The organism is Pseudomonas indica NBRC 103045, assembly GCF_002091635.1.
Lineage (GTDB): Bacteria > Pseudomonadota > Gammaproteobacteria > Pseudomonadales > Pseudomonadaceae > Pseudomonas_M > Pseudomonas_M indica.
Genome location: NZ_BDAC01000020.1, coordinates 50,448 through 74,687, shown reverse-complemented (window position 1 = coordinate 74,687; position 24,240 = coordinate 50,448). Strand labels below are relative to the sequence as shown.

Genomic DNA, 24,240 nt, shown 5'->3' with positions numbered 1-24,240 from the left:
GCCATGCAAGCGGAACGCTCCTTTCACCTGCTCGTATCCCATGTGCTCAAACAATATGGGATCGATTCGCAGATCGAGGCTAAAGACAATGAGGCCTATGTGTTGACGTTGAATGAGGATTTGGAGGTCCATCTTATTGGAATGCAGCGAGGTTATCTGAACCTGGTCAGTGTGCTGGGTGAAGTCGCAGAGGACTGTTCTACTGAAATATTGCGCACTCTGTTGAGGGTGAACGTATTCGATTTATCCCACCCCGTCTTTGCAATCGGCATGACTCAGGCGCCGAACAAAATCGTGCTTTCAACTCGCCAAGCCTTGCCAGAGTTGGATATGGCAACCGCCTACAAACTCGTGGAGACCTTTATTGAAAAGGCTCGAGGTATGCGGGAGTGGTTGAAGTTTCAAAGCAATGCTCGTCATGCTCCAGTGACGGCATCTACTAATTCTCGTTAACAGGAGGTAAGAGAATGAACACTCATGGTTCGTCGAGCCGATCCGGTATCGTCAATGAATACGTGCCCCTATCTCATATCAACGATTCTCGCCTCGATGCTTTGATTGGAAGGCGGAATGGTGAAGCCATCAAAGTATCGACTCGAATATTCGAAACAATGCAAGCCGCCCATGACATTCTGCTCAAAACCGGGCACGAAACCTTTCCTGATGGTCCGGGAAATCAGGAAGCGGCTATTTGGATGAGCGGCGGGCGCAGTTGGACACGTATGAAAATGTCGCGGGATCTTGTTGGCAGTGCGAGTTCGGAGGAGGAAGAGTTGAAGGGGGTCAAACAGGCCGGGGGAGGAAGTTGCGGGGAGCATCGCAGGATGGTTGGAGCCGAGTTCCAGAACATAACCCGGCACTTGCCGGTGTTTCAGGTTAAAGAGTCCAACGAAGACCATAATTACGTGATCGCCGGCGATTGGCGGGACCGGACGGTTGGTGACAAGGCGGTGGTTGTGGACGCTTGGCAGGGACTAAAAAAAATCTACACCTACGGAGAGCGGACCAATCCGACCGAGCCGATTCGTTTGATAACCACCCCACCGGGAGGCCCCCGGCCCATGACCGAGGAATTGGCCGATGCGCTCTCCACCCCACCGTTCGATGACGCCAAGATGAATCGCTTCACCAAGATGCGGCTGCGAGTAGCCGCGGGCCCGGAGGCCGCCCAGAAGTTGATCCAAGGGCTCAGGAGCAATGAAAGCGTCTGGGACCAGGTAACGGGTACACGGAATATGTACACCACCTATAAGGACCCGGATGGGAATAAATCTGCGTTCAACAGCGTTCCTTCGGTTTACCTCAATCGTTACCTTCAGGCCCGGGACGAAATGCAGTATGCGCTTCCCCCCAGAGAAGATCGTTAACATCACCCACTGCACTGTGCCCCGAACTGGCTTACGCCACGGGGCTTTTGCTCGATCAGCTAAACGGCACTTTACTGATCGAGATCAGCGTCTATAGTCCCTGTAGTGGCACTATGCCAATTAATGGATGGCCAGTCAGGGATGCAGGGATGATGAGACGCCGCAGTACAACACCCACCGAAAACTTTTTCCATCTCGCCAGCCGCCTGCCCTGGTGGGCCAGTATGCTGATTGCCGCTGCTGCTTGGTTCGCCCTCCAACCCATCACCAACAGCCAACCGGCCGCGATTACCGATCTCCATGAATTCAGTTCGCTCGTGAGCGGGCAGGTTTTCTGTGCCTTTGCCCAGCTCGGGCAGTTGCTGTTGCCGTCCATCTTGCTGATTGGTTCCGTGCCTCCGTTATCGGCCGCTCTTGCCGTGTACCAACACCACCTAACTCGGCAAGACCCTGGATGGGTAGTTGGCAGCAGTTTGAACAACTGGTTGGTGAAGCCTTTCTGGTGAGGTGGGTGGCCAAGTCTTCTTAACATGGAGGTTGTAGATCATGAGTGCGCAATTCTCACCTGAAATTGAAGCGTTCATCAGAGCGTACGTAAAAGATCTTGATGATGGAGTGGCCGCTATATTTGCCGGTGCCGGATTTTCTAAAAGTTGCGGCTTCGTGAATTGGAGCGAGCTGCTCAGCGAGATTGTTGAAGAACTTGGTCTCAAGGTTGAGTTGGAGCACGACCTGATTTCTGTCGCGCAGTACCACGTCAACAAGAAGAACAGCTCGACCGGCCTAGCTCGGAAAATTCTTGAGGAGTTCTCGGAGCAGGCGGAACCCTCGGAAGCTCACAATATCGTTTCGCGGCTTCCCATCAGGACATATTGGACGACTAACTACGACACCCTGATTGAGGACAGCCTCAAAGCGAACTACCGTGTTGCTGATATCAAGCGCAAGACCGATGATCTCGTGACCACTCGCCCTAAGCGAGACGCCGTTGTCTACAAAATGCACGGTGACGTGTACTCGCCAGGTGCAGCCATCCTTTATAAAGCTCAGTATGAGAAATACCACAAATCCCACGAAGCCTTCGTAACGGCCCTCAGTGGAGATTTGGTTTCTAAGACATTTCTGTTTATCGGCTTCAGCTTCACGGACCCTAACCTTGACTATGTACTGAGCCGGTTACATGTGCCGGATGATTTTCGTCGGACCCATTACTGCTTTCTTCGCAAGGAGCCTGCAGAGCCACAAGGGAAGGAAGACGCTGACTCTGCGAGGTACCGACAGCGTCGGCAGGAGCACCACGTTCGCGAACTGCTGCGATTTGGAATCCAAGCGCTACTGGTTGACAACTATGAGGACATTCCGATCATCCTGAGGGAGATCGAGAGTCGCTTTCTCAAGAAAACCATATTCATATCAGGCAGCGCAGAAGAGTACGGCACCTGGGGCAAGCAAGATGCCCTGGATTTCATGCATTCCATATCCGCCTCCCTAGTGAAAGGAGGTTATCGAGTTGTCAATGGATTTGGCTGGGGTATTGGTAGCGCAGTCATCAATGGTGCGCTTGATGCAATCTATTCCAAGCCTGAAAAATACTCGGAGGATCAACTTATTATGCGGCCGTTTCCGCAGGTGGCCTCGAATGGCCAAGACCTGCGAGAACTGTGGCAAGAATACAGGAGTCGCATGATCGGGCTTTCTGGTATTGCCCTATTTGTCTTCGGCAATAAGGTTAAAGATGGCACCATCGTTAATGCAGATGGCGTACGCAGTGAGTTTTCTATTGCTCAAGAAAAAGGGGTCGTTGCGTTACCTATTGGAGTCACCGGTTACATGGCCAAGGAGCTGGCTAACGAAATGTTGGCCAGTCCGGCCGAGTACTTTTCCCAGCATCCTTGGCTGGAGAAGGAAGTGGCAAAGCTCGCAGATCTTTCAGTTGATCGGGACACTATCGAGAAGCAAGTTCTGTCCATCATCAAGAAGCTTGGAGGTTAGGGATGAAGCGCAAGGTCTTTTATAGCTTTCACTTCGAAAACGATGTGATGCGAGTGCAACAGATTCGCCAGATGGGGGCATTGGAAGGAGACGAGCCCGTCAGTCCCAATACCTGGGAGCAGATTAAACGTACTGAGAAAGGTGTGAAGGACTGGATTGACCAAAATCTAAATGGGAAATCCTGCCTCGTTGTATTGATCGGTAGTCAGACAGCCGAACGCCGATGGGTCCAGTATGAAATTAAGCGTGCTTGGGAACTCAATAAGCCGGTCGTAGGTGTCTACATCCATCGGCTGAATTGCCCCCGGAATGGCTATAGCTCGAAAGGTTCCAATCCCTTCGATAATTTCACCTTTAGACGTGGCGGCATAGTCGTCAAACCACTGGTGTATGAGCCAAAGGCCAGCGATGCTTATGGTGATATCAAAGAAAACTTGGCGACTTGGATCGAAAACGCCATCAATTTAGTTAATTGGAAGTAACACTATGGCCTTCTTCACTAAAAGCGAGGCGCGTGCTGCTGCGGTCGGCGCTCGTGGTTATCGCACCGCACAAGCTGTTCTGACCGCAACAATGGAAAGCTACAAACCTCGCGAGGAGTTCGACATTTTTTTGTCTCACTCCCTTGATGACTCCGATCTCGTTCTGGGAATGATGCTGCTTCTACAGAAACAGGGCCTGAAAGTCTATGTGGATTGGGTCGTCGACAAGAAATTGGACCGAAATTCGGTGGGCAAAGAAACCGCTGCAGTCCTGCGGGAGCGCATGAAGTCTTCCCGCTCTATGATGTATATCGCCACCGGTAACTCCTCCGGATCAAAGTGGATGCCCTGGGAGCTGGGCTTCTTTGATGGTCACAAACCTGGCCAAGTCGCGATCCTTCCGCTGCTGGACTCGGAGAACCAGAGTTTCGAGGGACAGGAATACTTAGGGTTGTATCCGGTTGTCACCAAGAAACTGGAGAACTATGTCACGTACCATTTCGTGGAGGACCGAGGCAATCAGTGGAGCAATCTCAAGAGCTTTGCGAGCGGTGCTCCGTCGTGGCAACGTTACAGCCGATAGCCCTACACCCGAATCATTCCACCTAGCTACATCACAACCAACTTTCCGAAAAGCGAAAAGGGGACAGAGAAAAGGGGACAGATTTATTTTTTACTCTAATGCCCAGTTCTGGCCGATTGCTGCCGGTTCTCACCAGCAGCTTCGGGTCGAAATCGTCCAGCTATAAAAGACTGCAGTCTGGCCTTGATAAAAATTAGGCTCTGTACGAAAAGTGCCTGCGCTCGGTGATGCGTCGTTAAAAATCGGCTCGGAATGCTCATTTACAGCACGTAAACTCCGCTTCCTCACCGATTTTTGCCTAGCCTGACCTTCGCTCGGCGACTTTTCGTACAGACCCTAAGACGGGGAACGTTTCTATCGTCACCGTTTTGAAGCCTTCAACGCAGCGATCACATTCCCCACTGGGCACCGCTCCATCCACAAACCGTTCGCTTACCACCCACCGCCATGTTCCCCCATTGTCGAATTCCCTGAGCTATCGGTCCGCCTACTCTGGCGGGGCAGCGGCTGGGTGTACTCCGTCGATGACTGTTGATCGGCTGTATTGGCGAGAAGAGGAGCCAGGTGTTCGCCCATGCAGTGTCGGAGTATCAATCAGCTTGTCGGGTCGCATGGCATCCGCTTGCCCACGTCGGGGGATCAGGCTCCGCCCCCTCACCCTCCGCCGGGCGCCCCCAGCCCTCTCCCCAGAGGAGCGAGGGGGTTGTAACGGTGTGGGTTCAGGGTGTTGTGTTGGGGCTGGCCGTTTCAGGGCTGGGTGAGGAATGGGCACTGACGCGGGGGCGGCTTCCTGGGTGGTCGTTGGTGCCCGCGAGAAGTCTTTGCCATCAAGCTGGTGTCCATGGGGCGTGTTGGTGGGGAGGTCGGCGGGGCGAGTTGATTTGCCCGAGGTTGGCCTTGAGTCCTGCCTTCATACGTGTAGCCCAATAAGCCTTGGCGCAATCCGGGGCTGTGGTTTTCTCGGTATGCGCTGTCGCTTATCACCCGCACCGGTACTGCGCTCGGCACCGGCGCTTTTGCGCGCGGTGGCTGGACAACGGCCCGTCGGGTCCGTAGCGTCGCCGGCTGGTTTCTCTGTCGGCTTTCGTTATGTCCGTTCCTCTGTCCCCGCTGGCTGCCTACGAGCAGGCCATTGCCCAGTCAGGCTTTCTGCCGGACGCCGCCCAGCGGCAGGCGGCGGAGGTGCTGGAGCGTTGCCATTGGGCGCTGCATGCCGAGCGGGCCGGGGCGATGGGTGGGGTGTATCTCTGGGGGCCGGTGGGGCGCGGCAAGACCTGGCTGATGGATCGCTTTCACCAGAGCCTGCGAGTGCCGGCGCGGCGGCTGCACTTTCATCACTTCATGCGTTGGGTGCATCAGCGCCTGTTCCAGTTGACCGGCACGGCCGATCCGCTGCTGGCCCTGGCCGGCGAGCTGGGGCGGGAGGTGCGGGTGTTGTGTTTCGACGAGCTGTTCGTCAGCGATATCGGCGATGCCATGATCCTTGGCCGGCTGATGCAGGCGATGTTCGAGCAGGGCGTGGTGCTGGTGGCCACGTCCAACCAGCCGCCGGAACAGCTTTATGCCGATGGCTTCAACCGTGACCGCTTCCTGCCGGCCATCGCGGCGATCCAGCGGCATATGCAGGTGGTGGATGTCGATGGCGGCCAGGATCACCGCCTCCATCCGGGGCAGGCGCAGCAACGCTACTGGGTGGCGCAGCCCGGCGAGCCCAGCGCTCTGGCCGAGGTGTTCGCGCGGCTGGCGGACGGGCGGGCAGGCAGCGACGAGGCGCTGCTGATCGGCCGACGCAGCCTGCCGGTGGTGAATGCCTGCGATACGGCGGTCTGGTGCCGTTATGCCGATCTTTGCGAGGGGCCGCGCGCGGTTTCGGATTTCATCGAGCTGTGCGACCGCTTCCCGGCCATTCTGCTGGGCGAGGTGCCCAGCCTGGGCGGTTCCCAGCGCGAGGCCTACATCGCCCGCGGCACCGAGGACGGGGTGGAGCGGGTGACGGCGGGGGATCGACGGCTTCCGAGGCTGTCCGCCCATGACAACGGTGTGCGTCGCTTCATCGCCCTGGTGGATGAGTGCTATGACCGGGGCGTGCCGCTTTATCTGGAGGCGCAGGTGCCGCTGGAGGCGTTGTATACCGAGGGCTATCTGGCGTTTCCGTTCCGCCGGACCCTGAGTCGCCTGCGCGAGATGCAGTTGGCGCGGTTCGGGGCGGCGGCCAGCTCGGTCCTGTAGGCGCCCGCTTGCTGGCGAGGCTTTTGTGCAGCTTTTCTTCGTTGTGTAGGGGCGAATTCATTCGCCCGGCGAGGGTAGGCTGGGCGAATGAATTCGCCCCTACAGCTAGGCTTTTGCGCAGGTCCGTTTCGCGAGCAGAGCTCGCTCCTACACATGGAGGTGTCCGGACCTCGGGGTGGGAGTGAATTCATTCGCGATGGACCGAAAGGCCGCATTCGCGGATAAATCCGCTCCCACAGGTTGCGTGCCACTCAGACCTGTTTTTCGTGGAGCCAGCTCTGTTGGCGAAGCTTTTGTCCGGCGCGGTGTAAAGCGGGCGAATAAATTCGCCCCTACAAGTCCGCACCTGCCTCTTTCCCGAGGCTTAAGACTCCCTTAAGCCTGTCTGCCAACAATCCGTCCCAGGTTAATCATGAGAGGTTCCGGTCATGGAACTGCCTGGGATTCATGCCGACGGCTTGCTCGCCCGGATCGGCCGCGAGCCGGCGCTGAGCCTTCGCTGTGCCCGGCCTTGCGACGGGGCGCGACGGGCGTTGCTGGAGGCGTTCATCCGCGAGCGTTTCGCGGCGCATTACGCGGCGCGCATCCGCCATTTCATGCCGTGCCTGCTGGGGCTGGAAGGGGCGGACGGGCGCATACAGGGCGCGGTGGGGCTGCGTTCCGCCGGCGAGGCGCCGTTGTTTCTCGAGCGCTATCTGGACCGGCCGATCGAGCAGGTGATCGCCGGGTACGGCGGCCAACCGATTGCGCGCCGCGACATCGTCGAGGTGGGCAACCTGGCGGCGCTGGGCGCCGGTTCGGCGCGGCTGCTGATCGTGGCGCTGACCGACCTGCTGGTGGCCTGCGGCTTCCGCTGGGTCACGTTCACCGGCACGCCCGCGTTGCTGAACAGCTTCCAGCGCTTGGAGCTTTCGCCGTTGTCCCTGGGCGCGGCCGATCCGGCCTGCCTGGGCGACGAGCAGGCCGACTGGGGCAGTTACTACGCCAATAACCCGCAGGTCATGGCCGGGGAAATCCTGGGCGGTCACCAGCGCTTGGTGCAGATGGGCGTCTACCCGCGGCTGGGCTATCAAGCCCTCTGCAACGAAGGAGCCTTGCCCCATGCAGCCTGCCATTGACCGGCTGTGGGCCGCGCTGGTGGCGCACGGCGAGCGGACTGCTCTGCGCCAGGGCGCGCTGTCGCTGAGTTATGCCGCGCTACGCCGGGAGGCCGAAGAGCGTGCCGGGCAACTGGAGGCGCTCGGTGCCCGGCGTGTCGCATTGGCGTTGGATAACGGCCCCGAGTGGGTGCTGTGGGACTTAGCGCTGCTGCGTGCCGGCAAGGTCTGCGTGCCGCTGCCGGGGTTCTTTTCGCCGGGACAGCGGCGCCATGTGCTGGACAGCGCCGGCATCGACACCCTGATCGGCGCCGCCGACGAAACGACTCGCGCCCTCGGCTTCGAGGAGCGCCAGCCGGGCCTGTGGCAGCGCGATCCGGGGGAGGTCGCGGCGTTGCCAACCGGTAGTCTGAAAATCACCTATACCTCCGGCACCACCGGCCAGCCGAAGGGCGTCTGCCTGGATGCCGAGGTGCAACTGCGGGTGGCGGAAAGCCTCTGGCAGGCCAGTCGTTCCCGCGAGGTGGAACGGCACCTGTGCATCCTGCCGCTGGCGGTGCTGCTGGAGAACATCGCCGGAATCTACGCGCCGCTGCTGGCCGGTGCTGAGATCGACCTGCCGTCGCTGACCGATGTGGGAATCAAGGGCGGCAGCGGTCTCGACCTGCCGCGCTTTCTCACCATGCTGGCGCAGAGTCGGCCGCACAGCCTGATTCTCCTGCCGCAACTGTTGTTGGCCCTGGTGACCGCCGCCGAACGCGGGATGCCGCTGCCCGATTCGCTGCGCTTCGTCGCGGTGGGCGGCGGGCGAGTGGCGGAGCAGTTGCTGCAACGCGCCGATGCGCTCGGCCTGCCGGTGTTCGAAGGCTACGGGTTGTCCGAGTGCGCCTCGGTGGTCTGCCTGAACACCCCGGAAGCACGGCGCATCGGCACGGTCGGCAAGCCGCTGGCTCATCTGCAGGTACGTTTGAGCGAGGAGGGCGAAGTGCTGGTGCACGGCGCCCGGATGCTCGGTTACCTCGGTGAGCCGGCGCCGCAGGACGAATGGCTGGCCACCGGCGACCTTGGGCATTTCGACGACGGTTTTCTCGTTCTGCACGGCCGCCGCAAGCACCAGTTCATCACCGCCTACGGCCGCAACGTCAATCCGGAATGGGTGGAGGCCGAGCTGGTCCAGCAACTGCCCATCGCCCAGGCCTGGCTGCATGGCGAGGCGCTGGCGGAAAACATCGCCGTGCTGGTGCCGCGTTTCCCCTCTTGCAGCGATGCCGAGCTGGCCGAGGCGGTGCAGGCGGCCAACCGCTCGCTGCCCGACTACGCCCGTGTCCATCGCTGGCTGCGGGCCGAACACCCCTTCAACGAGGCCAACGGCCTGGCCACCGCCAACGGCCGGTTGCGCCGCGCCGCCTTGCTCCATCACTACCAGTCGGCCTTCGCGGCCCTTTCCCCCGAGGACAGACCATGAGTTTCTACGAGGCTTTGCAACAACAGACCGCCGCCGAGCGCGACTACCTGCTCGGCGCACCGATCATCCAGCAGACCATGGCCGGCCAGGTCAGCCTGGCCAGCTACAAGGCGTTCCTCATCGAGGCCTACCACCACGTCAAGCACACGGTGCCGCTGCTGATGGCCTGCGGTGCGCGCCTGCCGGAGCGGCTGGAGTGGCTGCGCGAGGCAATCGCCGAATACATCGAGGAGGAATACGGCCACCACGAATGGATTCTCAACGATATCCGTGCCTGTGACGGCGACGCCGAGGCGGTGCGCAATGGCACGCCGGGCCTGCCTACGGAGCTGATGGTCGCCTACGTCTACGACCGCATCGCCCGGGACAATCCGGTGGGTTTCTTCGGCATGGTCAACGTGCTGGAGGGCACCAGCGTCATGCTCGCCACCCAGGCCGCCGGCATCATCCAGGGCCAGCTCGGCCTGCCGGCCCAGGCGTTCAGCTACCTGACTTCCCACGGCAGCCTGGATCTGGAACACATCGAGTTGTTCAAGGGCCTGATGAACCGCCTCGACGATCCGCGCGACCAGGCCGCCGTGGTGCACACCGCGCGGGTGGTGTACCGCCTATACGGCGATATGTTCCGCAGCTTGCCGCTGTCCTGAGGACCCGACCATGAAACTCTCCGAATGCCGCGCCGTGCTCACCGGCGCCAGTGGTGGAATCGGCCAGGCACTGGTCGAACGGCTTTGCGCCGGCGGTGCCAAGGTGCTGCTGGTGGGGCGCCAGGGCGATACCCTGCGGGCCCTGGCGCAGCGCTATCCCGGGCAGGTCGAGGTGGTCCAGGCCGACCTGCGCCAGAGCGTCGGGCGCGATGCGGTGCTGGGTGCCGCACGGCGTTTCGGCGGGGTCAATTGCTTGATCAACGCGGCCGGGGTCAACCAGTTCTGCCTGCTGGAATCCCAGGACGAGGACGCCATCGCCGCGCTGGTCGAGGTCAACCTCACCGCACCGCTGCAACTCACCCATCGCCTGCTGCCGCTGATGCGCCATGCGCCGCGCGCGCTGGTGGTGAATGTCGGTTCCACCTTCGGCTCCATCGGCTACGCCGGTTTCACCGCCTATTGCGCCAGCAAGTTCGCCGTGCGCGGCTTCTCCGAGGCCCTGCGTCGCGAGCTGGCGGACACCTGCGTGAAGGTGCTCTACATCGCCCCGCGCGCCACTCGCACGGCCATGAACGGCGACCACGTGGTGGCCATGAACGACGAGCTGAACGTGAGCATGGACGCGCCACAGGCAGTGGCCGCGCGGATCGTCGAGGCGATCCTCCGCGAGCGCGAGGAGAGCTACCTCGGCTGGCCGGAAAAACTCTTCGTGCGCCTCAACAGCCTGTTGCCGCGTGTGGTGGACCAGGCGCTGCGCAAGCAACTGCCGGTCATCCAACGCTTTGCCCGTCATCGTTCCTGATCTGGAGAACCCCATGAGAATCCTGATTTCCCTTTGCCTGGCCCTGGGCGGCCTGCTCAGCCTGCCGGCGTTCGCCCTCAGCGACAGCGGCCAGCAGGCCCTGGGTCAATTGCAAACGCGCTGGGCGGAAATCCGCTACGAGTTGCCGGAAAAACAGCGCGAAGCGGCGTTCGCCGGGCTCGCCAAGGAGGCCGACCAGGCGCTCGCCAGCGAGCCGAAGGCGGCCGAGCTGCTGATCTGGCGCGGCATCATCCTCAGCACCTGGGCCGGCGCCAAGGGCGGGCTCGGCGCGCTGGACCTGGTCAAGCAGGCCCGTGCCAGCCTGGAGCAGGCCCTGGCAATGGACCCCAAGGCCCTCGACGGCTCCGCCTATACCAGCCTGGGCAGCCTCTACTACCAGGTGCCCGGCTGGCCGATCGGCTTCGGCGACGACGAGAAGGCCGAGGCGATGCTGAAGCAGGCGCTGGCGCTCAACCCCAAGGGCATCGACCCGAACTATTTCTACGGCGACTACCTGTTGCGCCAGAAGCGCTATGCGGAAGCCCGTGCCGCCCTGGAAACGGCGTTGCAGGCACCGGACCGCCCCGGCCGCGAGCTGGCCGACAAGGGCCGCCGCGAAGAGGCGCGCGCGCTGCTGGCTGAGGTCCGCAAGAAGCTGGAATGATGGCACGCACTGCGGTTGAATGGCGCCATCCGGCGGGGCCGGGCGATACGGGATGTCTCCATGCGATTGTTGCTGGTTGAAGATGACGGGGCGCTGGGCGAGGGCATCCGCACGGCGCTCAAGCCGGAGGGCTACACCGTCGACTGGTTGCAGGACGGCGCCAGCGCGCTGCATGCGCTGAGCCACGAGGACTTCGACGTGGCCGTCCTCGACCTCGGCCTGCCGCGCCTGGATGGCCTGGAAGTGCTGCGGCGCCTGCGCGCGGCGGCCAACCCGGTGCCGGTGCTGGTGCTCACCGCCCGCGACGCCACCGGCGACCGGGTCGCCGGGCTCGATGCCGGGGCGGACGATTACCTGGTCAAGCCGTTCGATGTCGCCGAACTCAAGGCTCGTTTGCGGGCGCTGGTCCGGCGCAGCCTCAACCGCCCGCAGCCGGCGCTGGAGTACCAGGACATCCGCCTCGACCCGGTGGACCAGCAGGTCACCTACCGGGGCGAGGCGGTGAACCTCTCGCGGAAGGAATTCATGCTGCTCCACGAACTGCTCGCCCATCCGGGCCGGGTGCTGACCCGCGACAAGTTGCAGCAGGTGCTCTACGGCTGGGACGAGGAGGTGGAGAGCAACGCCCTGGAGGTGCACGTGCACCACCTGCGGCGCAAGTTCTTCCCCGAGCTGATCCGCACCGTCCGGGGCGTCGGCTATCTGGTGGACAAGCTCTGATGCGTTCGATCCGTGCCCGTACCCTGCTGCTGGTGCTCGGTCTGCTCGGCATGTCGCTGGGGTTGATCTCCTGGAAGAGCTACCGCGACGCCCACCACGAGATCGAGGAACTGTTCGACGCCCAGTTGGCGCAGAGCGCGCGTCTGCTGCAGGGGTTGGTCGGACGCGACATGAGCGACGCCAACCGCAGCGAACTGCAGGCTGCCCTGGATGCCGCGCTGATGGGCGGCCAGGAGCGCAAGGCGGGTCACCGCTACGAGGGCAAGCTCGGTTTCCAGGTTGCCGACGAGCAGGGCCGCCCGCTGCTGCATTCGGCGAGTATCCCGGCGGATGCCTTGCAGGTTTTGCTGAGCAGCGTCGGGGCGGCCGCCCCGAGCACCGCCCTGGAGGGTTACCACGACCTGCGCATGGCCGGGCACGGCTGGCGACTGTTCCTCCTGCACGACCGGGAGGATCGCGCCTGGCTGCTGGTCGGCGAGCGCGACAGCGTGCGTGGCGAACTGGTGGGCAAGATCGCCGCGCGCAGCCTGTTGCCCGATCTGGTGGGGCTGCCGGTGCTGGCCCTGCTGGTCTGGCTGGCGGTGGGCTGGGGGCTGCGCCCGCTGGTGCGCATGACCCAATCGCTCAAGACCCGCGGCCCGGACGATCTGTCTCCGCTGATCCTGCAACCCTTGCCGAGGGAGCTGGAGCCGGTGGTGGCGTCGTTGAATCGCCTGTTGCTGCAGGTCACCCAACTGATCGAGCGGGAGAAGCGCTTCATCGCCGATGCCGCCCACGAGCTGCGCACGCCCCTGGCGGTGCTGCGCATCCATGCGCAGAACGCGATGGAGGCGGTCGATGAGCATGATCGTGCCGGTGCATTGGCGCAGCTCATCGCCGGCGTGGACCGGACCACCCGCGTGGTGGCGCAGATGCTGACCCTGGCCCGGCTGGAGCCGAATGCGGTGCAACTGGCCATGACCCGTCTCGACCTGTGTGCGCTGGCCCGTGGTGCCCTGGCGGAGCTGACGCCCTTGGCGCTGAGTCGCCGCCAGGAACTGACCCTGGAAGCGGCAGACGGCGGCGATTACCGCCTGACGGGCGATGCGGCCAGCCTGGAGACCCTGTTGCAGAACCTGGTCGGCAACGCCCTGCAATACACCCCGGCCGGTGGGCAGATCCAGGTGTGCCTGGAAAGCGCCGAGGATGCCGTGTTGCTGCGCGTCTTGGACAGCGGCCCCGGCGTGCCGCTGGACATGCGTGCCAAGGTGTTCGAGCGCTTCTTCCGCGAGGGCGAAGGGCAGGGCGCCGGGCTGGGCTTGTCCATCGTCGCGCGGGTGGCGGAACTGCACCGGGCGGATGTCGAACTGCTCGAATCGCCGCTGGGCGGACTGGAAGTCCGGGTGCGTTTTCCGCGCGAGGTGTGAGGGCTAAGGTTTCCTTAAGTGTCCAGCCTTAGGATCGCATCACTTCCTCATACAAGGAGCGTCTCCCCATGACCTATCTTTCTCAACGCTACAGCCGCCTTTCCATCGGCCTGCACTGGCTGATGCTGCTGCTGATCGCCGGTGTGTATGCCTGCATCGAGCTGAAAGGCAACTTTCCCAAGGGCAGTGAGACTCGCGAGTTGCTCAAGCAATGGCACTTCATGCTGGGCCTGGCGGTGTTCGCCCTGGTCTGGCTGCGTCTGCTGGCGCGCATTCTGGGTCCCTCGCTGCGTGACGAACCCGCCACCCCGGCCTGGCAGGATTGGCTGGCGAAGGCCATGCACCTGGCGTTGTATGGGCTGATGATCGGCCTGCCCTTCGTGGGTTGGCTGATCCTCAGCGCGGCCGGCAAGCCGATTCCGTTCTTCGGCCTGGAATTGCCGGCCCTGGTGGCCCCGGACAAGGGGCTCGCGGGTGAGCTGAAGGAATTGCACGAAGCGCTCGGCCAGGCCGGCTACTGGCTGATCGGCCTGCACGCGGCGGCGGCGCTGTTCCACCATTACGTGAAGCGCGACGGGGTGCTGCTGCGCATGTTGCCGCTGGGTGGTGGGCGCTGAATCTCCAGCGTTCGTGGGGCTTCGCCAGCAGAGCTGGCTCCTACGAAAAGCGGACGGTGTAGAGGCGAATTTATTCGCCACACGTGCTGTTGGGCCGGCACGGACTGCTCCCTCGCCCCTTTGGGGAGAGGGCTGGGGTAAGGATGACGCGAACCCGTCGGCAGTGCTGAATTGGGATGCAAACAGCATTCGCGAATGAATTCGCTCCCACGCTGAGGTTCGGATGCAGCTCTTTGTAAGAACGAGCGAACAGGTGACACAAAAGCCTCGCCAGCAGAGCTGGTTCCTACGAAAGCAGACGGTGTTGGGGCGAATTTATTCGCCACACGTGCTGTTGGGCCGGCACGGACTGCTCCCTCGCCCCTTTGGGGAGAGGGCTGGGGTGAGGGGGCGGGGGTGACGCGAATCCGTCGGCAGTGTGCTGGATTGGGATGCAAACAGCATTGCGAATGAATTCGCTCCCACGCTGAGGTTCGGATGCAGCCCTTTGTAAGAACGAGCGAACAGGTGACACAAAAGCCTCGCCAGCAGAGCTGGTTCCTACGAAAAGCAAAGTGTTGTAGAGGCGAATTTATTCGCCTGGCGATGCTTCGTTGGGCGAATGAATTCGCCCCTACAAGAGCGGGTTCGGATGTTGGGGCGGGTTCGTGTGCCCGACAGCCCGTCAGCCGAGCAGGCCTTTGATCCGGTTGGCCAGGGCATCCAGGGTGAAGGGCTTGGTCAGAATCTGCATATCCGGCTCCAGGCGGTCGTTGCCGACCACGGTGGTCTCGGCATAGCCGGTGATGAACAGCACTTTCAGCCCCGGTCGGACACGGCGCGCGGCGTCGGCGACCTGGCGGCCGTTCATGCCACCGGGCAGGCCGATGTCGGTGATCAGCAGGTCCACGGGCCGGCCCGATTCCAGCAACGCCAGGCCGGACGGGCCTTCCGCGGCTTCGAGGGTGGCGTAGCCGAGGTCTTCCAGCACTTCGGTCACCAGCATGCGCAGGGTCGCCTCGTCATCGATCACCAGCACGGTTTCGCCCTGGCTGGTCACCGGCATGTCGGAGGGCTGTGCCGTCTCGCTGGGGGCGTCCGGCTCATCCGCGTGGCGCGGCAGGTAGAGCATGACGGAGGTCCCCCGGTCGGTTTCCGAGTGGATTCGCACCTGGCCGCCGGATTGCTGGGCGAAGCCGTACACCATGGAAAGCCCCAGCCCGGTGCCCTGGCCGGTGGGTTTGGTGGTGAAGAAGGGTTCGCAGGCCCGTTTGGCGACTTCCGCCGACATGCCCATGCCGGTATCGCTGACCCTCAGCGACAGGTATTCGCCGGGTGCCAGTTCCAGCGCGCCCGCGGTTTTGGCATCCAGCTCGACGTTGGCCGTCTCGATGACCAGCCGGCCACCTTCCGGCATCGCATCGCGGGCGTTGATGCAAAGGTTGAGCAGGGAGTTTTCCAACTGATTGCGATCCACCAGGACGGTCCAGGAATCCGTGGAGCGGATGATGTCCACCCGGATGGTCGGCCCCATGGTATGGCGGACCAGTTCTTCCATGTCGGCGATCAGGTGGTTGACCCGGGTCGGCCGCGGATCGAGGGTCTGGCGCCGGGAAAAGGCCAGCAGGCGGTGGGTCAGGGAGGCCGCGCGCTGGGTCGCGCCCTGGGCCGCCTCGATGTAGCGCTCGAGGTCCTGGGTGCGCCCTTGGCGGAGCCGTTCGCCCAGCAATTCCAGGCTGCCGCCGATACTCAGCAGCAGGTTGTTGAAGTCGTGCGCCAGGCCGCCGGTGAGCTGGCCGACCGCTTCCATCTTCTGGCTGTGGCGAAGGTTTTCCTCGGCCTGCTGGAGGGCTTCGGCCTGTTCCTTTTCAGCGGTGAAATCCCTCCCCACGGCATTGATCAGGCCATCGCCGGGCACCGCGTTCCAACTGATCCAGCGGTAACTGCCGTCCTTGTGGCGGACGCGGTTGTCCAGGCCGGAGATCGGCGTACCGCGGGACAACAGGCGGATGGTGCGGATGGTGCGATGCAGGTCCTCGCGGTGGATGAGGCTCAGCGCCCGCTGGCCGACCAGTTCCTGCTCGCTCCAGCCGAGCATGCGCTGCCAGGCCGGGTTGGCGGCGGTAATCACGCTGTCGAAATGGGTCACCAGCATGATGTCGGTGGACAACTGCCAGAGGCGGTTGCGGTCGGCGGTGCGTTCGGCGACCTGCTTTTCCAGCGAGTTGGCGAGTTCGCGCAACTGGCGTTCGGCGAGGTACTTGCCTGTCATTTCGATAACGGTATCCATCATACCGACGACCACGCCGTTCTCGTCCCGTACCGGGCTGTAGCAGAAGGTGAAGAAGGCCTGCTCCAGATGGCCGTGGCGGTTGATGGCGAGCGGGAAATCCTCGATATAGGTCGCCTCGCCGGAAAACGCGCGTTCGGCGATCGGGCCGATGGCATCCCAGGCTTCGCTCCAGACCTCGCTGAACGGCCGCCCCAGTGCTTCCGATTTGTTGCCGAGGATCGGCTTGAAGGCATCGTTGTAGATCATGGTGAGGGAGGAGCCCCACACCAGGCACTTGGGAAATTTGGAGTTGAGGACGAACTCCACGGTGACGCGCAACACGCTCGGCCAGTCCTGGATCGGGCCGAGCGGAGTGGCACTCCAATCGAAGGTGCGGACCTTCTGCCCCATCTCTCCGCCGTCGAAGGGGAAGCGGGGCATCCGCGGGGCCGTTATCAGGTTCATGGGGCCGGTGACTATTCGCTCCGGTTGCATCCTGCATACTCCTTCGGGCGGGGACTGTCGCTACGATGCATGAGTGACAGACCACCAAACCGCGCAACCTATCCGTCGCTCTCGCCACAATTCGCCGAACGGCAGCGGCCGACGGGCGGAAACCGGCTATTTTCCGGTTTCCGCTGTCATTCTCGATAGAACACTTGTACTAGGTGATAGCCGAAGGCGCTCTTGATCGGACCGTGCACGGTGCGCAGGGGCTTCTTGAAGATCACTTGGTCGATGGCCCGCACCATCTGGCCGGGGCGGACCTCGCCGAGATCGCCGCCGCGTTTGCCGGACGGGCAGAGCGAGTGTTTCTTCGCCAGGACATCGAAGGCTTCGCCGTTGGCGAGGCGTTTTTTCAATTGCTCGGCTTCGGCCTCGGTCTTGACCAAGATGTGGCGGGCCATGGCTTTGGGCATGTGGGAGTCCGATTCTGTGATGGGCTAGGCATTGTGCCTGAACACCCCAGACCATACAGTCGCCGGTTCGTTGGCGCCAGATTTTTGCCGGTTTTCATCCGGCAGTGCGCCTCTTCGCCATAAGAGATTGCTCCATGGATATCCAATCGATGCTGAAAATCCTGGCCAGCCAGGACGGTTCCGACCTCTACCTCTCCACGGGCGCGCCGCCCTGTGCCAAGTTCAACGGCGTGCTCAAGCCGCTCAGCGCCGAACCGCTGAAGCCGGGGGAGGTGGCGAAGATCGCCGAGTCGGTCATGGATGCCGAGCAACGGGCCGAATTCGAACGCGAGCTGGAGATGAACCTGGCGATCTCGCTGCCGCACATCGGCCGCTTCCGCATCAACATCTTCAAGCAGCGCAACGAGGTGTCCATCGTCGCGCGCAACATCAAGATGGAAATCCCCAGGTTCGAGGACCTCAAGCTGCCGGAAGTGCTGCTCAAGGTAGTGATGGAGAAGCGCGGCCTGGTGCTTTTCGTCGGCGGCACCGGTTCCGGCAAGTCGACCTCCCTGGCGGCGCTGATCGACTACCGCAACCGCAACAGCGGCGGGCACATCATCACCATCGAGGACCCGGTGGAGTACGTGCACCGGCACAAGAAATCCATCATCAACCAGCGCGAGGTCGGCGTGGACACCCGCAGCTTCCACGCCGCGCTGAAGAACACCCTACGCCAGGCGCCGGACGTAATCCTGATCGGCGAGATCCGCGACCGCGAGACCATGGAGCACGCCCTGGCGTTCGCCGACACCGGCCACCTGGCGATTTCCACCCTGCACGCCAACAACGCCAACCAGGCGCTCGACCGCATCATCAACTTCTTCCCGGAAGACCGCCGCCCGCAGTTGCTCAACGACCTGGGCAACAACCTCAAGGCATTCGTCTCCCAGCGGCTGGTCAAGACGGTCGACGGCAAGCGCCGCGCCGCCGTGGAGGTGCTGCTCGGCACGCCCACTGTGCGCGACCTGATCAAGCGCAGCGAACTCAGCTCGATCAAGGAAGTGATGGAGAAGTCGAAGAACCTGGGCATGCAGACCTTCGACCAGGCGCTGATCGACCTGGCCAACGAGGGCGCCATCAGCGAAGAGGAAGCGATCAAGAACGCCGACTCGGCCAACAACGTCCGCCTCAAGCTGAAGCTCTACAAGGACTCCCCGGCCGCTGCCCAGCCCGCGGCGCCCAGTGCTCCCGAACCGGCCAGACCGGCGGAAGCCCCGGCCTGGGGGCTGGAATTGAAGCTGGAGGATATCGAGGAGGACGGCGGGCCGGAGGAGCCAGGGCGTCCGCAATAACCGGTCATTCTTATAGAACCCCCAGGGGTCGCGCGTCTCTAAGCTTCTAGACCAAGCGAGAGGCGACCCCATGGCCAAGCCGCTGGAAGAATACAACCGCAAGCGCGATTTCTCCGCCACCCCAGAGCCTTCCGGCGCGGCCCGGCGAACCCGTCGCAAGGCCGCGGCGGCGGAGCATGCGCTGCAATACTGCATCCAGAAACACGATGCGACCCGCCTGCACTACGACTTCCGCCTGGAACTGGACGGCACCCTGAAGAGCTGGGCGGTGCCCAAGGGGCCCTGCCTCGATCCCAAGGTGCGGCGGCTGGCGGTGCATGTCGAGGATCACCCGCTGGACTACGCGGACTTCGAGGGGCATATCCCCGAGGGGCATTACGGCGCCGGCGATGTGATCGTCTGGGACCGGGGCGTCTGGACGCCGGAGGGCGATCCCCGCGAAGGCTACCGCAAGGGCAAGCTCAAGTTCAGCCTCGAGGGCGAGAAGCTCAGCGGTAGCTGGAACCTGGTGCGCACGCACATGCAGGGCAGCAAGGAGCAGTGGTTCCTGATCAAGTCCAACGACGAAGCGGCGCGCCCGGAAAGCGAATACGACATCGTCGAAGACCAGCCGGACAGCGTCATCAGCGACCGCACCATCATCCCGCGCCAGCGCGGCGCCAAGGCGACCGAAGCACGCCGGCCGATCAAGACGCCGGCGCGGCGGCGCGGCCAGAAGGAGGAGGGGCAGCGGCTGGCCAACGCGCGCGAGGCGCCCATGCCGGAGAAGCTGACGCCGCAACTGGCGACCCTGGTCGAGTCCGTCCCGGATGGCGACTGGCGCTACGAGATCAAGTTCGACGGCTACCGCATCATGGCCCGTATCGAACGGGGCAAGGTGCGCCTGATTACCCGCAACGGCCATGACTGGACGGCGAAAATGCCGCGTCAGGCCGAGGCGTTGGCCGCGCTGGGACTGGAGTCGGCTTGGCTGGACGGTGAGGTGGTGGTGCTGAACGAGGAAGGGCTGCCGGACTTCCAGGCCCTGCAGAACGCCTTCGATCTCGGCGGCAGCGAGCGCATCGTCTATTACCTGTTCGACGTGCCGTACCTGAACGGCATGGACCTGCGCGAGGTGGCGGTGGAACAGCGTCGTGCCGCACTGGCGGCGCTGATGGCGGACAACGAGAGCCCGCTGCTGCGCTTCTCCGAGGACTTCGCCGAGGACCCCGACGCGGTGCTGGAGAGTGCCTGCCAGATGCGCCTGGAGGGCCTGATCGGCAAGCGCGCCGGCAGCCCTTACGTGTCCCGTCGCAGTTCCAGCTGGATCAAGGTGAAGTGCCAGAACCGCCAGGAATTCATCATCGTCGGTTATACCGACCCGAAGGGCGCGCGCAATGCCTTCGGCGCGCTTCTGCTCGGTCTGCACGACGAGGACAGCGGCCAGCTACGCTACGCAGGCAAGGTGGGCACCGGCTTCAACGAGGCCACCCTGCGCACGGTGTACAAGCAGCTCAAGGCGCGGGAAATCGACCGGCCGGCGGTGGTCAACCCGCCTACCGGTGCGGACGCTCGCGGCGCCCACTGGCTGAAGCCCGAGCTGATGTGCGAAGTGGCCTACGCGGAAATGACCCGGGACGGAGTGATCCGGCATTCGGTGTTTCACGGCTTGCGTTCCGACAAGCCGGCCAAGGCGATCAGCCGCGAACGGGCGCAGCCGGCGGAGAAGGTCGAGGAGAAGGCGGTGCCGAAACGACGCAGCGGGCAGGCCAAGGCGAACGCGGACGGTGTCGGGCAGATCAAGATCAGCCACCCGGATCGCATCATCGACAAGACCATCGGCGCCACCAAGCTGGAGCTGGCGCAATACTACGGGCGGGTCGCCCCCTGGATCCTGCCCGACCTGCAAGGACGCCCGGTGGCGCTGGTGCGGGCGCCGGAGGGTATCGACGGCGAACTGTTCTTCCAGAAGCACGCCGGCAAGCTGAGCCTGCCCCATGTCAACCAGACCGAGGACCCGGAAGACCCGCAACCGGTGCTGCTGGTGGACACGCCCGAGGGGCTGGTGGGCGCGGCGCAGATGGGCACCATCGAGCTGCATACCTGGAACGCCACCGCGCCGAAGCTGGAGCGTCCGGACCGCTTCATCCTCGACCTCGACCCGGACCCGGCATTGCCCTGGAAGCGCATGATCGAGGCGACCCAGTTGACCCTGACCCTGCTCGACGAGCTGGGGTTGCGCTCCTTCCTCAAGACCAGCGGCGGCAAGGGAATCCACGTGGTGGTGCCGTTGACCCGCCGCCTGGGCTGGGACGCGGTGAAGGATTTCAGCCAGGCCATCGCTCGGCATATGGCCAAGCTGATGCCGGATCGTTTCTCCGCCATCAGCGGGCCGAAGAACCGCGTCGGGAAGATCTTCATCGACTACCTGCGAAATGGTCGCGGCGCCACCTCGGTGGCAGCCTACTCGGTACGGGCGCGGGAGGGGTTGCCGGTGTCGGTGCCGATCCACCGGGAAGAGCTGGCCGACCTCAAGGGCGCGAACCTGTGGAACATCCGCAACCTGTTCGAGCGCCTGGACGAACTGGGCGACGACGACCCCTGGGCGGACATGGCCGACACTCGGCAGGCGATCACGGCGGACATGCGTCGGCGGTTGGGGATGAAGTAGCGGTTGGGGGCGCTGGACACGAAACAGAGCTGCAGAAGGTGGTCCGCGTCCGCCGTTGCTATGGACGCGGAGCGTCCGGGGCTGCATTCCCACGCTCCAGCGTGGGAACGATCGGAACCGCTTTGATGGTTCCCATGCTCTGCGTGGGAACCCCTGTCAGCACGCTCCGCGTCCGCTCGTTGCAAGACGCGGAGTGTGGGAGTGTTCCGTGGGCTGGTTTTTCAATGCTTCGGCAACTGAAGCTGATAGGCGTCCTGCAGGCGTTGGGCGGTGCCGTCGGCCTGGATGGCTTCCATGGCTTCGCGCAACTGCCGAACCAATTCCGGGTCGCATTTTTTCGAGCAGGCGACGTAGAGGTCGGAGGAGGTGACGGCCTTGCCCATCCGCAGGCGGCGCTGGATGCCGGTGTTCTTCCAGATGTAGAGGCTTTCCGGCACGCCGTTGAACCAGGCGTCGATACGGCCGAGGTCGAGCATGTGGGCCGGGTTTTCGCCGATCTTCATGGAGTAGATCTGGTTCGGCGGGAAACCCTCCGACAGCAGCGTCGCTTCCTGGGCGCTGCCGAGACCGACGCCGATCTTGCGGAAGCGCTGCTTCGCCTCGTCGTAGCTATCGACCTTGTGCTCCAGGCTGAAGAAGGCGCGATCCATGGTGAGGATCGGTGCGATCCAGGTGTACTGGTCTTCCCGTTCGGGAATCCGCGAGAGCGGGATGATCAGCAGGTCGCTGCCCAGGCTGACGAAGCGCTGTGCCCGTGCCCAGGGCAACACGCTGAGTTTGGCCTGGTAGCCCGCCCGCTCGATGGCGGCGATGGCCACGTCGCCGACCAGGCCATAGCCTTGCGGGTCTTCGACGAAGGTCAGCGGCGGTGCATCGATCAGGTAAAGCTCGAGTTCCCTGGCTTGGGCGGGGGCATCGAGGCACGACAGGACGAGGGCAGATAGCCAAAGGGCTCGAATATTCACGACGGAGGACTCGCCGACTGCTGAAATGATCCGAGTATAGATGAGGTTTCCGAGAGTCAAGGACCGCCGTTCGGCGGTCCATTGACTCAATCGGCCAGTTCGCGACGGTTGCGGAAATGCTCCAGCGCCTCCGGGTTGGCCAGCGCATCGGTGTTCTTCACCGGCCGGCCATGGACCACGTTGCGCACCGCCAGCTCGACGATCTTGCCGCTGATGGTGCGCGGGATGTCCGACACCGCGACGATCTTCGCCGGCACGTGGCGCGAGGTGGTGTTGCGGCGGATGACCTCGCGGATGCGCTCCTGCAGGGGCTCATCGAGGGCCACGCCGTCGCGCAGCCGTACGAACAGCACCACCCGCACGTCGCCGGCCCAATCCTGGCCGATGGCGATGGATTCCAGCACCTCGGGGACCTTTTCCACCTGCCGGTAGATTTCCGCGGTGCCGATGCGCACGCCGCCGGGGTTGAGCACGGCATCCGAGCGGCCATGGATGACCAGGCCGCCGTGCCCGGTCTCTTCGGCATAGTCGCCATGGGCCCAGATGCCGGGGAAGGTCTCGAAGTAGGCCGCGTGGAATTTGGCGCCGTCAGGGTCGTTCCAGAATCCCACCGGCATCGACGGGAAATGCCGGGTGCAGACCAGTTCGCCTTTTTCCCCGTGTACCGGCTGGCCCGCGTCGTTCCAGACCTCGACGGCCATGCCGAGCCCCTTGCACTGCAACTCGCCGCGCCAGACCGGCAACACCGGGTTGCCGAGGGCGAAGCAGGAAACGATGTCGGTGCCGCCGGAGATCGACGACAGGCACAGGTCCGCCTTGATCTCGCGGTAGACGAATTCGAAGCTCTCGTGGGACAGCGGCGAGCCAGTGGAAAGAATCGTCCGCAGGCGCTCCAGGCGATGGCTGGCGCCGGGCCGCACGCCGGCCTTCTCCAGGGCGGCGAGGAATTTGGCGCTGGTGCCGAAGATGGAAATGCCTTCGGCGTCGATCAGGTCCATCAGCCGCTCCGGGCCGGGTTGGAACGGTGAGCCATCGAACAGCACCAGGGTGGCGCCCAGGGCCAGGCCGGAGACCAGCCAGTTCCACATCATCCAGCCACAGGTGGTGTAGTAGAACAGGCAGTCGTCTGCGCGCAGGTCGGTGTGCAGGCCCAGTTCCTTGAGGTGCTGGAGCAACACGCCGCCGGTGCCGTGGACGATGCACTTGGGCACGCCGGTGGTGCCGCTGGAGTAGAGGATGTACAGCGGCTGTTCGAACGGCACCGGCTGGAAGTGCGGTTCACCCCCGGGCCGGTAGCTATCCTGCCAGAGCGTGACCCGGGCCGAGGTCTGGAATACTTCGGCGGTGACAGCCGGGTTGGAGTAGGGGACGACGATCAACTGTTGCAGCGACGGCAGGCGTTCGAGGATTTCGTTGAGCTTGCCGGTGAGGTCGGTGTTGTTGCCGGCGTAGCGGAAGCCGGCGGCGGCGATCAGCACCTTGGGTTCGATCTGGCCGAAGCGGTCGACCACGCCCTGGGTGCCGAAGTCCGGCGAGCAGGACGACCAGGTGGCACCGAGGCTGGTGGTGGCGAGCATGCCGACCGCGGTCTGCCAGGTGTTCGGCATAAAGGCCGCGACCCGGTCGCCGGGGCCGATACCGGCAGCTTCCAGGCTGCGCTGCAGGCCGGCGACATGGGCGGCCAGTTCGGCGTAGCTCAACTGCTCGCGCGAGCCGTCCTCGCCGATGGCCACCAGGGCCGGGTGGTCGTCACGGCGGCGCAGCAGGTGTTCGGCGAAATTCAGGGTGGCGCCGGGGAACCAGTGTGCGCTGGGCATCGTCTCGCCTTCTTCGAGCACACTGCGCGGCGGCTGGTGGAAGCGTACGTCGAAGAAATCGACGATGGCCTGCCAGAAGGCGGGCCGATCTTCGATGCTCCAGGCGTGCAGGGCGGGGTAGTCGGCCAGCGCCAGGGCATGGCGCTGGTTGGCGAAGTTGCGGAAGGCTTCCAGGCGGGTGGCGGCGATACGCTCGGCGGAGGGGGTCCAGAGAGGTGTCTGCATGTGAGGT

The 24,240-nt window shown here is 63.4% G+C and carries 21 protein-coding genes; 17 read left to right on the top strand and 4 right to left on the bottom strand.

Annotated elements, in window-relative coordinates:
- Positions 1 to 3: 3 nt before the first annotated feature.
- From PIN01S_RS20535 to PIN01S_RS20465, 15 genes are all read left to right on the top strand, one after another.
- Positions 4 to 453 (top strand): CesT family type III secretion system chaperone, encoded by a 450-nt coding sequence (locus tag PIN01S_RS20535; RefSeq protein ID WP_084338438.1) that lies wholly within the window; start codon positions 4 to 6, stop codon positions 451 to 453.
- A 14-nt stretch (positions 454 to 467) separates the two neighbouring features.
- Positions 468 to 1,367 carry a hypothetical protein gene (locus PIN01S_RS20530; RefSeq protein WP_084338436.1) on the top strand — a complete coding sequence of 300 codons (900 nt, stop codon included), beginning with the start codon at positions 468 to 470 and terminating at the stop codon, positions 1,365 to 1,367.
- A gap of 149 nt (positions 1,368 to 1,516) precedes the next feature.
- Positions 1,517 to 1,873, top strand: a complete 357-nt coding sequence (locus PIN01S_RS20525; protein WP_084338434.1) for a hypothetical protein — start codon at positions 1,517 to 1,519, stop codon at positions 1,871 to 1,873.
- A gap of 40 nt (positions 1,874 to 1,913) precedes the next feature.
- A complete protein-coding gene (locus PIN01S_RS20520; protein WP_084338432.1) occupies positions 1,914 to 3,359 on the top strand; it encodes an SIR2 family protein in 1,446 nt (481 codons plus the stop codon).
- 2 nt (positions 3,360 to 3,361) lie between these two features.
- Positions 3,362 to 3,841, top strand: a complete 480-nt coding sequence (locus tag PIN01S_RS20515; protein WP_084338430.1) for a TIR domain-containing protein — start codon at positions 3,362 to 3,364, stop codon at positions 3,839 to 3,841.
- Positions 3,842 to 3,845: 4 nt separating this feature from the next.
- Entirely contained in the window at positions 3,846 to 4,424 is a 579-nt protein-coding gene (locus tag PIN01S_RS20510; protein WP_084338428.1) for a toll/interleukin-1 receptor domain-containing protein, read from the top strand.
- Between the two features lie 1,089 nt (positions 4,425 to 5,513).
- Positions 5,514 to 6,653 (top strand): cell division protein ZapE, encoded by a 1,140-nt coding sequence (gene zapE, locus PIN01S_RS20505; RefSeq protein WP_084338426.1) that lies wholly within the window; start codon positions 5,514 to 5,516, stop codon positions 6,651 to 6,653.
- A gap of 428 nt (positions 6,654 to 7,081) precedes the next feature.
- Positions 7,082 to 7,771: a thermostable hemolysin gene (locus PIN01S_RS20500; RefSeq protein WP_084338425.1), complete on the top strand. Its 690-nt coding sequence runs from the start codon at positions 7,082 to 7,084 to the stop codon at positions 7,769 to 7,771.
- Entirely contained in the window at positions 7,755 to 9,215 is a 1,461-nt protein-coding gene (locus tag PIN01S_RS20495) for an AMP-binding protein (RefSeq protein ID WP_084338423.1), read from the top strand. The genes PIN01S_RS20500 and PIN01S_RS20495 overlap by 17 nt, the downstream gene beginning before the upstream one ends.
- The gene (locus tag PIN01S_RS20490; RefSeq protein ID WP_084338421.1) at positions 9,212 to 9,862 is read left to right on the top strand and encodes an iron-containing redox enzyme family protein; all 651 of its coding nucleotides are present in this window, start codon (positions 9,212 to 9,214) and stop codon (positions 9,860 to 9,862) included. Before PIN01S_RS20495 ends, PIN01S_RS20490 begins: the two co-directional genes overlap by 4 nt.
- Before the next feature lie 10 nt (positions 9,863 to 9,872).
- A complete protein-coding gene (locus PIN01S_RS20485; RefSeq protein ID WP_084338419.1) occupies positions 9,873 to 10,664 on the top strand; it encodes an SDR family oxidoreductase in 792 nt (263 codons plus the stop codon).
- A 13-nt stretch (positions 10,665 to 10,677) separates the two neighbouring features.
- Positions 10,678 to 11,328: a TRAP transporter TatT component family protein gene (locus tag PIN01S_RS20480; RefSeq protein ID WP_084338417.1), complete on the top strand. Its 651-nt coding sequence runs from the start codon at positions 10,678 to 10,680 to the stop codon at positions 11,326 to 11,328.
- 60 nt (positions 11,329 to 11,388) lie between these two features.
- A complete protein-coding gene (locus PIN01S_RS20475) occupies positions 11,389 to 12,048 on the top strand; it encodes a response regulator (protein ID WP_084338415.1) in 660 nt (219 codons plus the stop codon).
- The gene (locus PIN01S_RS20470; protein WP_084338413.1) at positions 12,048 to 13,454 is read left to right on the top strand and encodes an ATP-binding protein; all 1,407 of its coding nucleotides are present in this window, start codon (positions 12,048 to 12,050) and stop codon (positions 13,452 to 13,454) included. The genes PIN01S_RS20475 and PIN01S_RS20470 overlap by 1 nt, the downstream gene beginning before the upstream one ends.
- A gap of 68 nt (positions 13,455 to 13,522) precedes the next feature.
- Entirely contained in the window at positions 13,523 to 14,071 is a 549-nt protein-coding gene (locus PIN01S_RS20465) for a cytochrome b (RefSeq protein ID WP_084338411.1), read from the top strand.
- 664 nt (positions 14,072 to 14,735) lie between these two features.
- Here the strand turns inward: PIN01S_RS20465 and PIN01S_RS20460 are convergent.
- Both PIN01S_RS20460 and PIN01S_RS20455 read right to left on the bottom strand, forming a co-directional pair.
- Positions 14,736 to 16,763 (bottom strand): hybrid sensor histidine kinase/response regulator, encoded by a 2,028-nt coding sequence (locus PIN01S_RS20460; protein ID WP_244506013.1) that lies wholly within the window; start codon positions 16,761 to 16,763, stop codon positions 14,736 to 14,738.
- Between the two features lie 200 nt (positions 16,764 to 16,963).
- Positions 16,964 to 17,242 (bottom strand): peptidylprolyl isomerase, encoded by a 279-nt coding sequence (locus PIN01S_RS20455; protein WP_084338409.1) that lies wholly within the window; start codon positions 17,240 to 17,242, stop codon positions 16,964 to 16,966.
- A gap of 134 nt (positions 17,243 to 17,376) precedes the next feature.
- Between PIN01S_RS20455 and PIN01S_RS20450 the strand changes: the two genes are divergently transcribed.
- Both PIN01S_RS20450 and ligD read left to right on the top strand, forming a co-directional pair.
- Positions 17,377 to 18,576, top strand: a complete 1,200-nt coding sequence (locus PIN01S_RS20450) for a PilT/PilU family type 4a pilus ATPase (RefSeq protein ID WP_170837215.1) — start codon at positions 17,377 to 17,379, stop codon at positions 18,574 to 18,576.
- A gap of 70 nt (positions 18,577 to 18,646) precedes the next feature.
- Positions 18,647 to 21,226: a DNA ligase D gene (ligD, locus tag PIN01S_RS20445; protein ID WP_084338407.1), complete on the top strand. Its 2,580-nt coding sequence runs from the start codon at positions 18,647 to 18,649 to the stop codon at positions 21,224 to 21,226.
- Between the two features lie 221 nt (positions 21,227 to 21,447).
- Here ligD and PIN01S_RS20440 read toward each other — a convergent pair whose 3' ends face one another.
- Both PIN01S_RS20440 and PIN01S_RS20435 read right to left on the bottom strand, forming a co-directional pair.
- Entirely contained in the window at positions 21,448 to 22,191 is a 744-nt protein-coding gene (locus tag PIN01S_RS20440; RefSeq protein ID WP_090257296.1) for a substrate-binding periplasmic protein, read from the bottom strand.
- Between the two features lie 86 nt (positions 22,192 to 22,277).
- The gene (locus tag PIN01S_RS20435) at positions 22,278 to 24,233 is read right to left on the bottom strand and encodes an acetoacetate--CoA ligase (RefSeq protein WP_084338405.1); all 1,956 of its coding nucleotides are present in this window, start codon (positions 24,231 to 24,233) and stop codon (positions 22,278 to 22,280) included.
- Between the last annotated feature and the right edge of the window lie 7 nt (positions 24,234 to 24,240).

Excerpts from the sequence above, each read along its gene's own strand:
- PIN01S_RS20535 (WP_084338438.1), top strand. The coding sequence starts at position 4 with ATGCAAGCGGAACGCTCCTTTCACCTGCTCGTATCCCATGTGCTCAAA.
- PIN01S_RS20530 (WP_084338436.1), top strand. The coding sequence starts at position 468 with ATGAACACTCATGGTTCGTCGAGCCGATCCGGTATCGTCAATGAATAC.
- PIN01S_RS20525 (WP_084338434.1), top strand. The coding sequence starts at position 1,517 with ATGATGAGACGCCGCAGTACAACACCCACCGAAAACTTTTTCCATCTC.
- PIN01S_RS20520 (WP_084338432.1), top strand. The coding sequence starts at position 1,914 with ATGAGTGCGCAATTCTCACCTGAAATTGAAGCGTTCATCAGAGCGTAC.
- PIN01S_RS20515 (WP_084338430.1), top strand. The coding sequence starts at position 3,362 with ATGAAGCGCAAGGTCTTTTATAGCTTTCACTTCGAAAACGATGTGATG.
- PIN01S_RS20510 (WP_084338428.1), top strand. The coding sequence starts at position 3,846 with ATGGCCTTCTTCACTAAAAGCGAGGCGCGTGCTGCTGCGGTCGGCGCT.
- zapE (WP_084338426.1), top strand. The coding sequence starts at position 5,514 with ATGTCCGTTCCTCTGTCCCCGCTGGCTGCCTACGAGCAGGCCATTGCC.
- PIN01S_RS20500 (WP_084338425.1), top strand. The coding sequence starts at position 7,082 with ATGGAACTGCCTGGGATTCATGCCGACGGCTTGCTCGCCCGGATCGGC.
- PIN01S_RS20495 (WP_084338423.1), top strand. The coding sequence starts at position 7,755 with ATGCAGCCTGCCATTGACCGGCTGTGGGCCGCGCTGGTGGCGCACGGC.
- PIN01S_RS20490 (WP_084338421.1), top strand. The coding sequence starts at position 9,212 with ATGAGTTTCTACGAGGCTTTGCAACAACAGACCGCCGCCGAGCGCGAC.
- PIN01S_RS20485 (WP_084338419.1), top strand. The coding sequence starts at position 9,873 with ATGAAACTCTCCGAATGCCGCGCCGTGCTCACCGGCGCCAGTGGTGGA.
- PIN01S_RS20480 (WP_084338417.1), top strand. The coding sequence starts at position 10,678 with ATGAGAATCCTGATTTCCCTTTGCCTGGCCCTGGGCGGCCTGCTCAGC.
- PIN01S_RS20475 (WP_084338415.1), top strand. The coding sequence starts at position 11,389 with ATGCGATTGTTGCTGGTTGAAGATGACGGGGCGCTGGGCGAGGGCATC.
- PIN01S_RS20470 (WP_084338413.1), top strand. The coding sequence starts at position 12,048 with ATGCGTTCGATCCGTGCCCGTACCCTGCTGCTGGTGCTCGGTCTGCTC.
- PIN01S_RS20465 (WP_084338411.1), top strand. The coding sequence starts at position 13,523 with ATGACCTATCTTTCTCAACGCTACAGCCGCCTTTCCATCGGCCTGCAC.
- PIN01S_RS20460 (WP_244506013.1), bottom strand. The coding sequence starts at position 16,763 with ATGCCCCGCTTCCCCTTCGACGGCGGAGAGATGGGGCAGAAGGTCCGC.
- PIN01S_RS20455 (WP_084338409.1), bottom strand. The coding sequence starts at position 17,242 with ATGCCCAAAGCCATGGCCCGCCACATCTTGGTCAAGACCGAGGCCGAA.
- PIN01S_RS20450 (WP_170837215.1), top strand. The coding sequence starts at position 17,377 with ATGGATATCCAATCGATGCTGAAAATCCTGGCCAGCCAGGACGGTTCC.
- ligD (WP_084338407.1), top strand. The coding sequence starts at position 18,647 with ATGGCCAAGCCGCTGGAAGAATACAACCGCAAGCGCGATTTCTCCGCC.
- PIN01S_RS20435 (WP_084338405.1), bottom strand. The coding sequence starts at position 24,233 with ATGCAGACACCTCTCTGGACCCCCTCCGCCGAGCGTATCGCCGCCACC.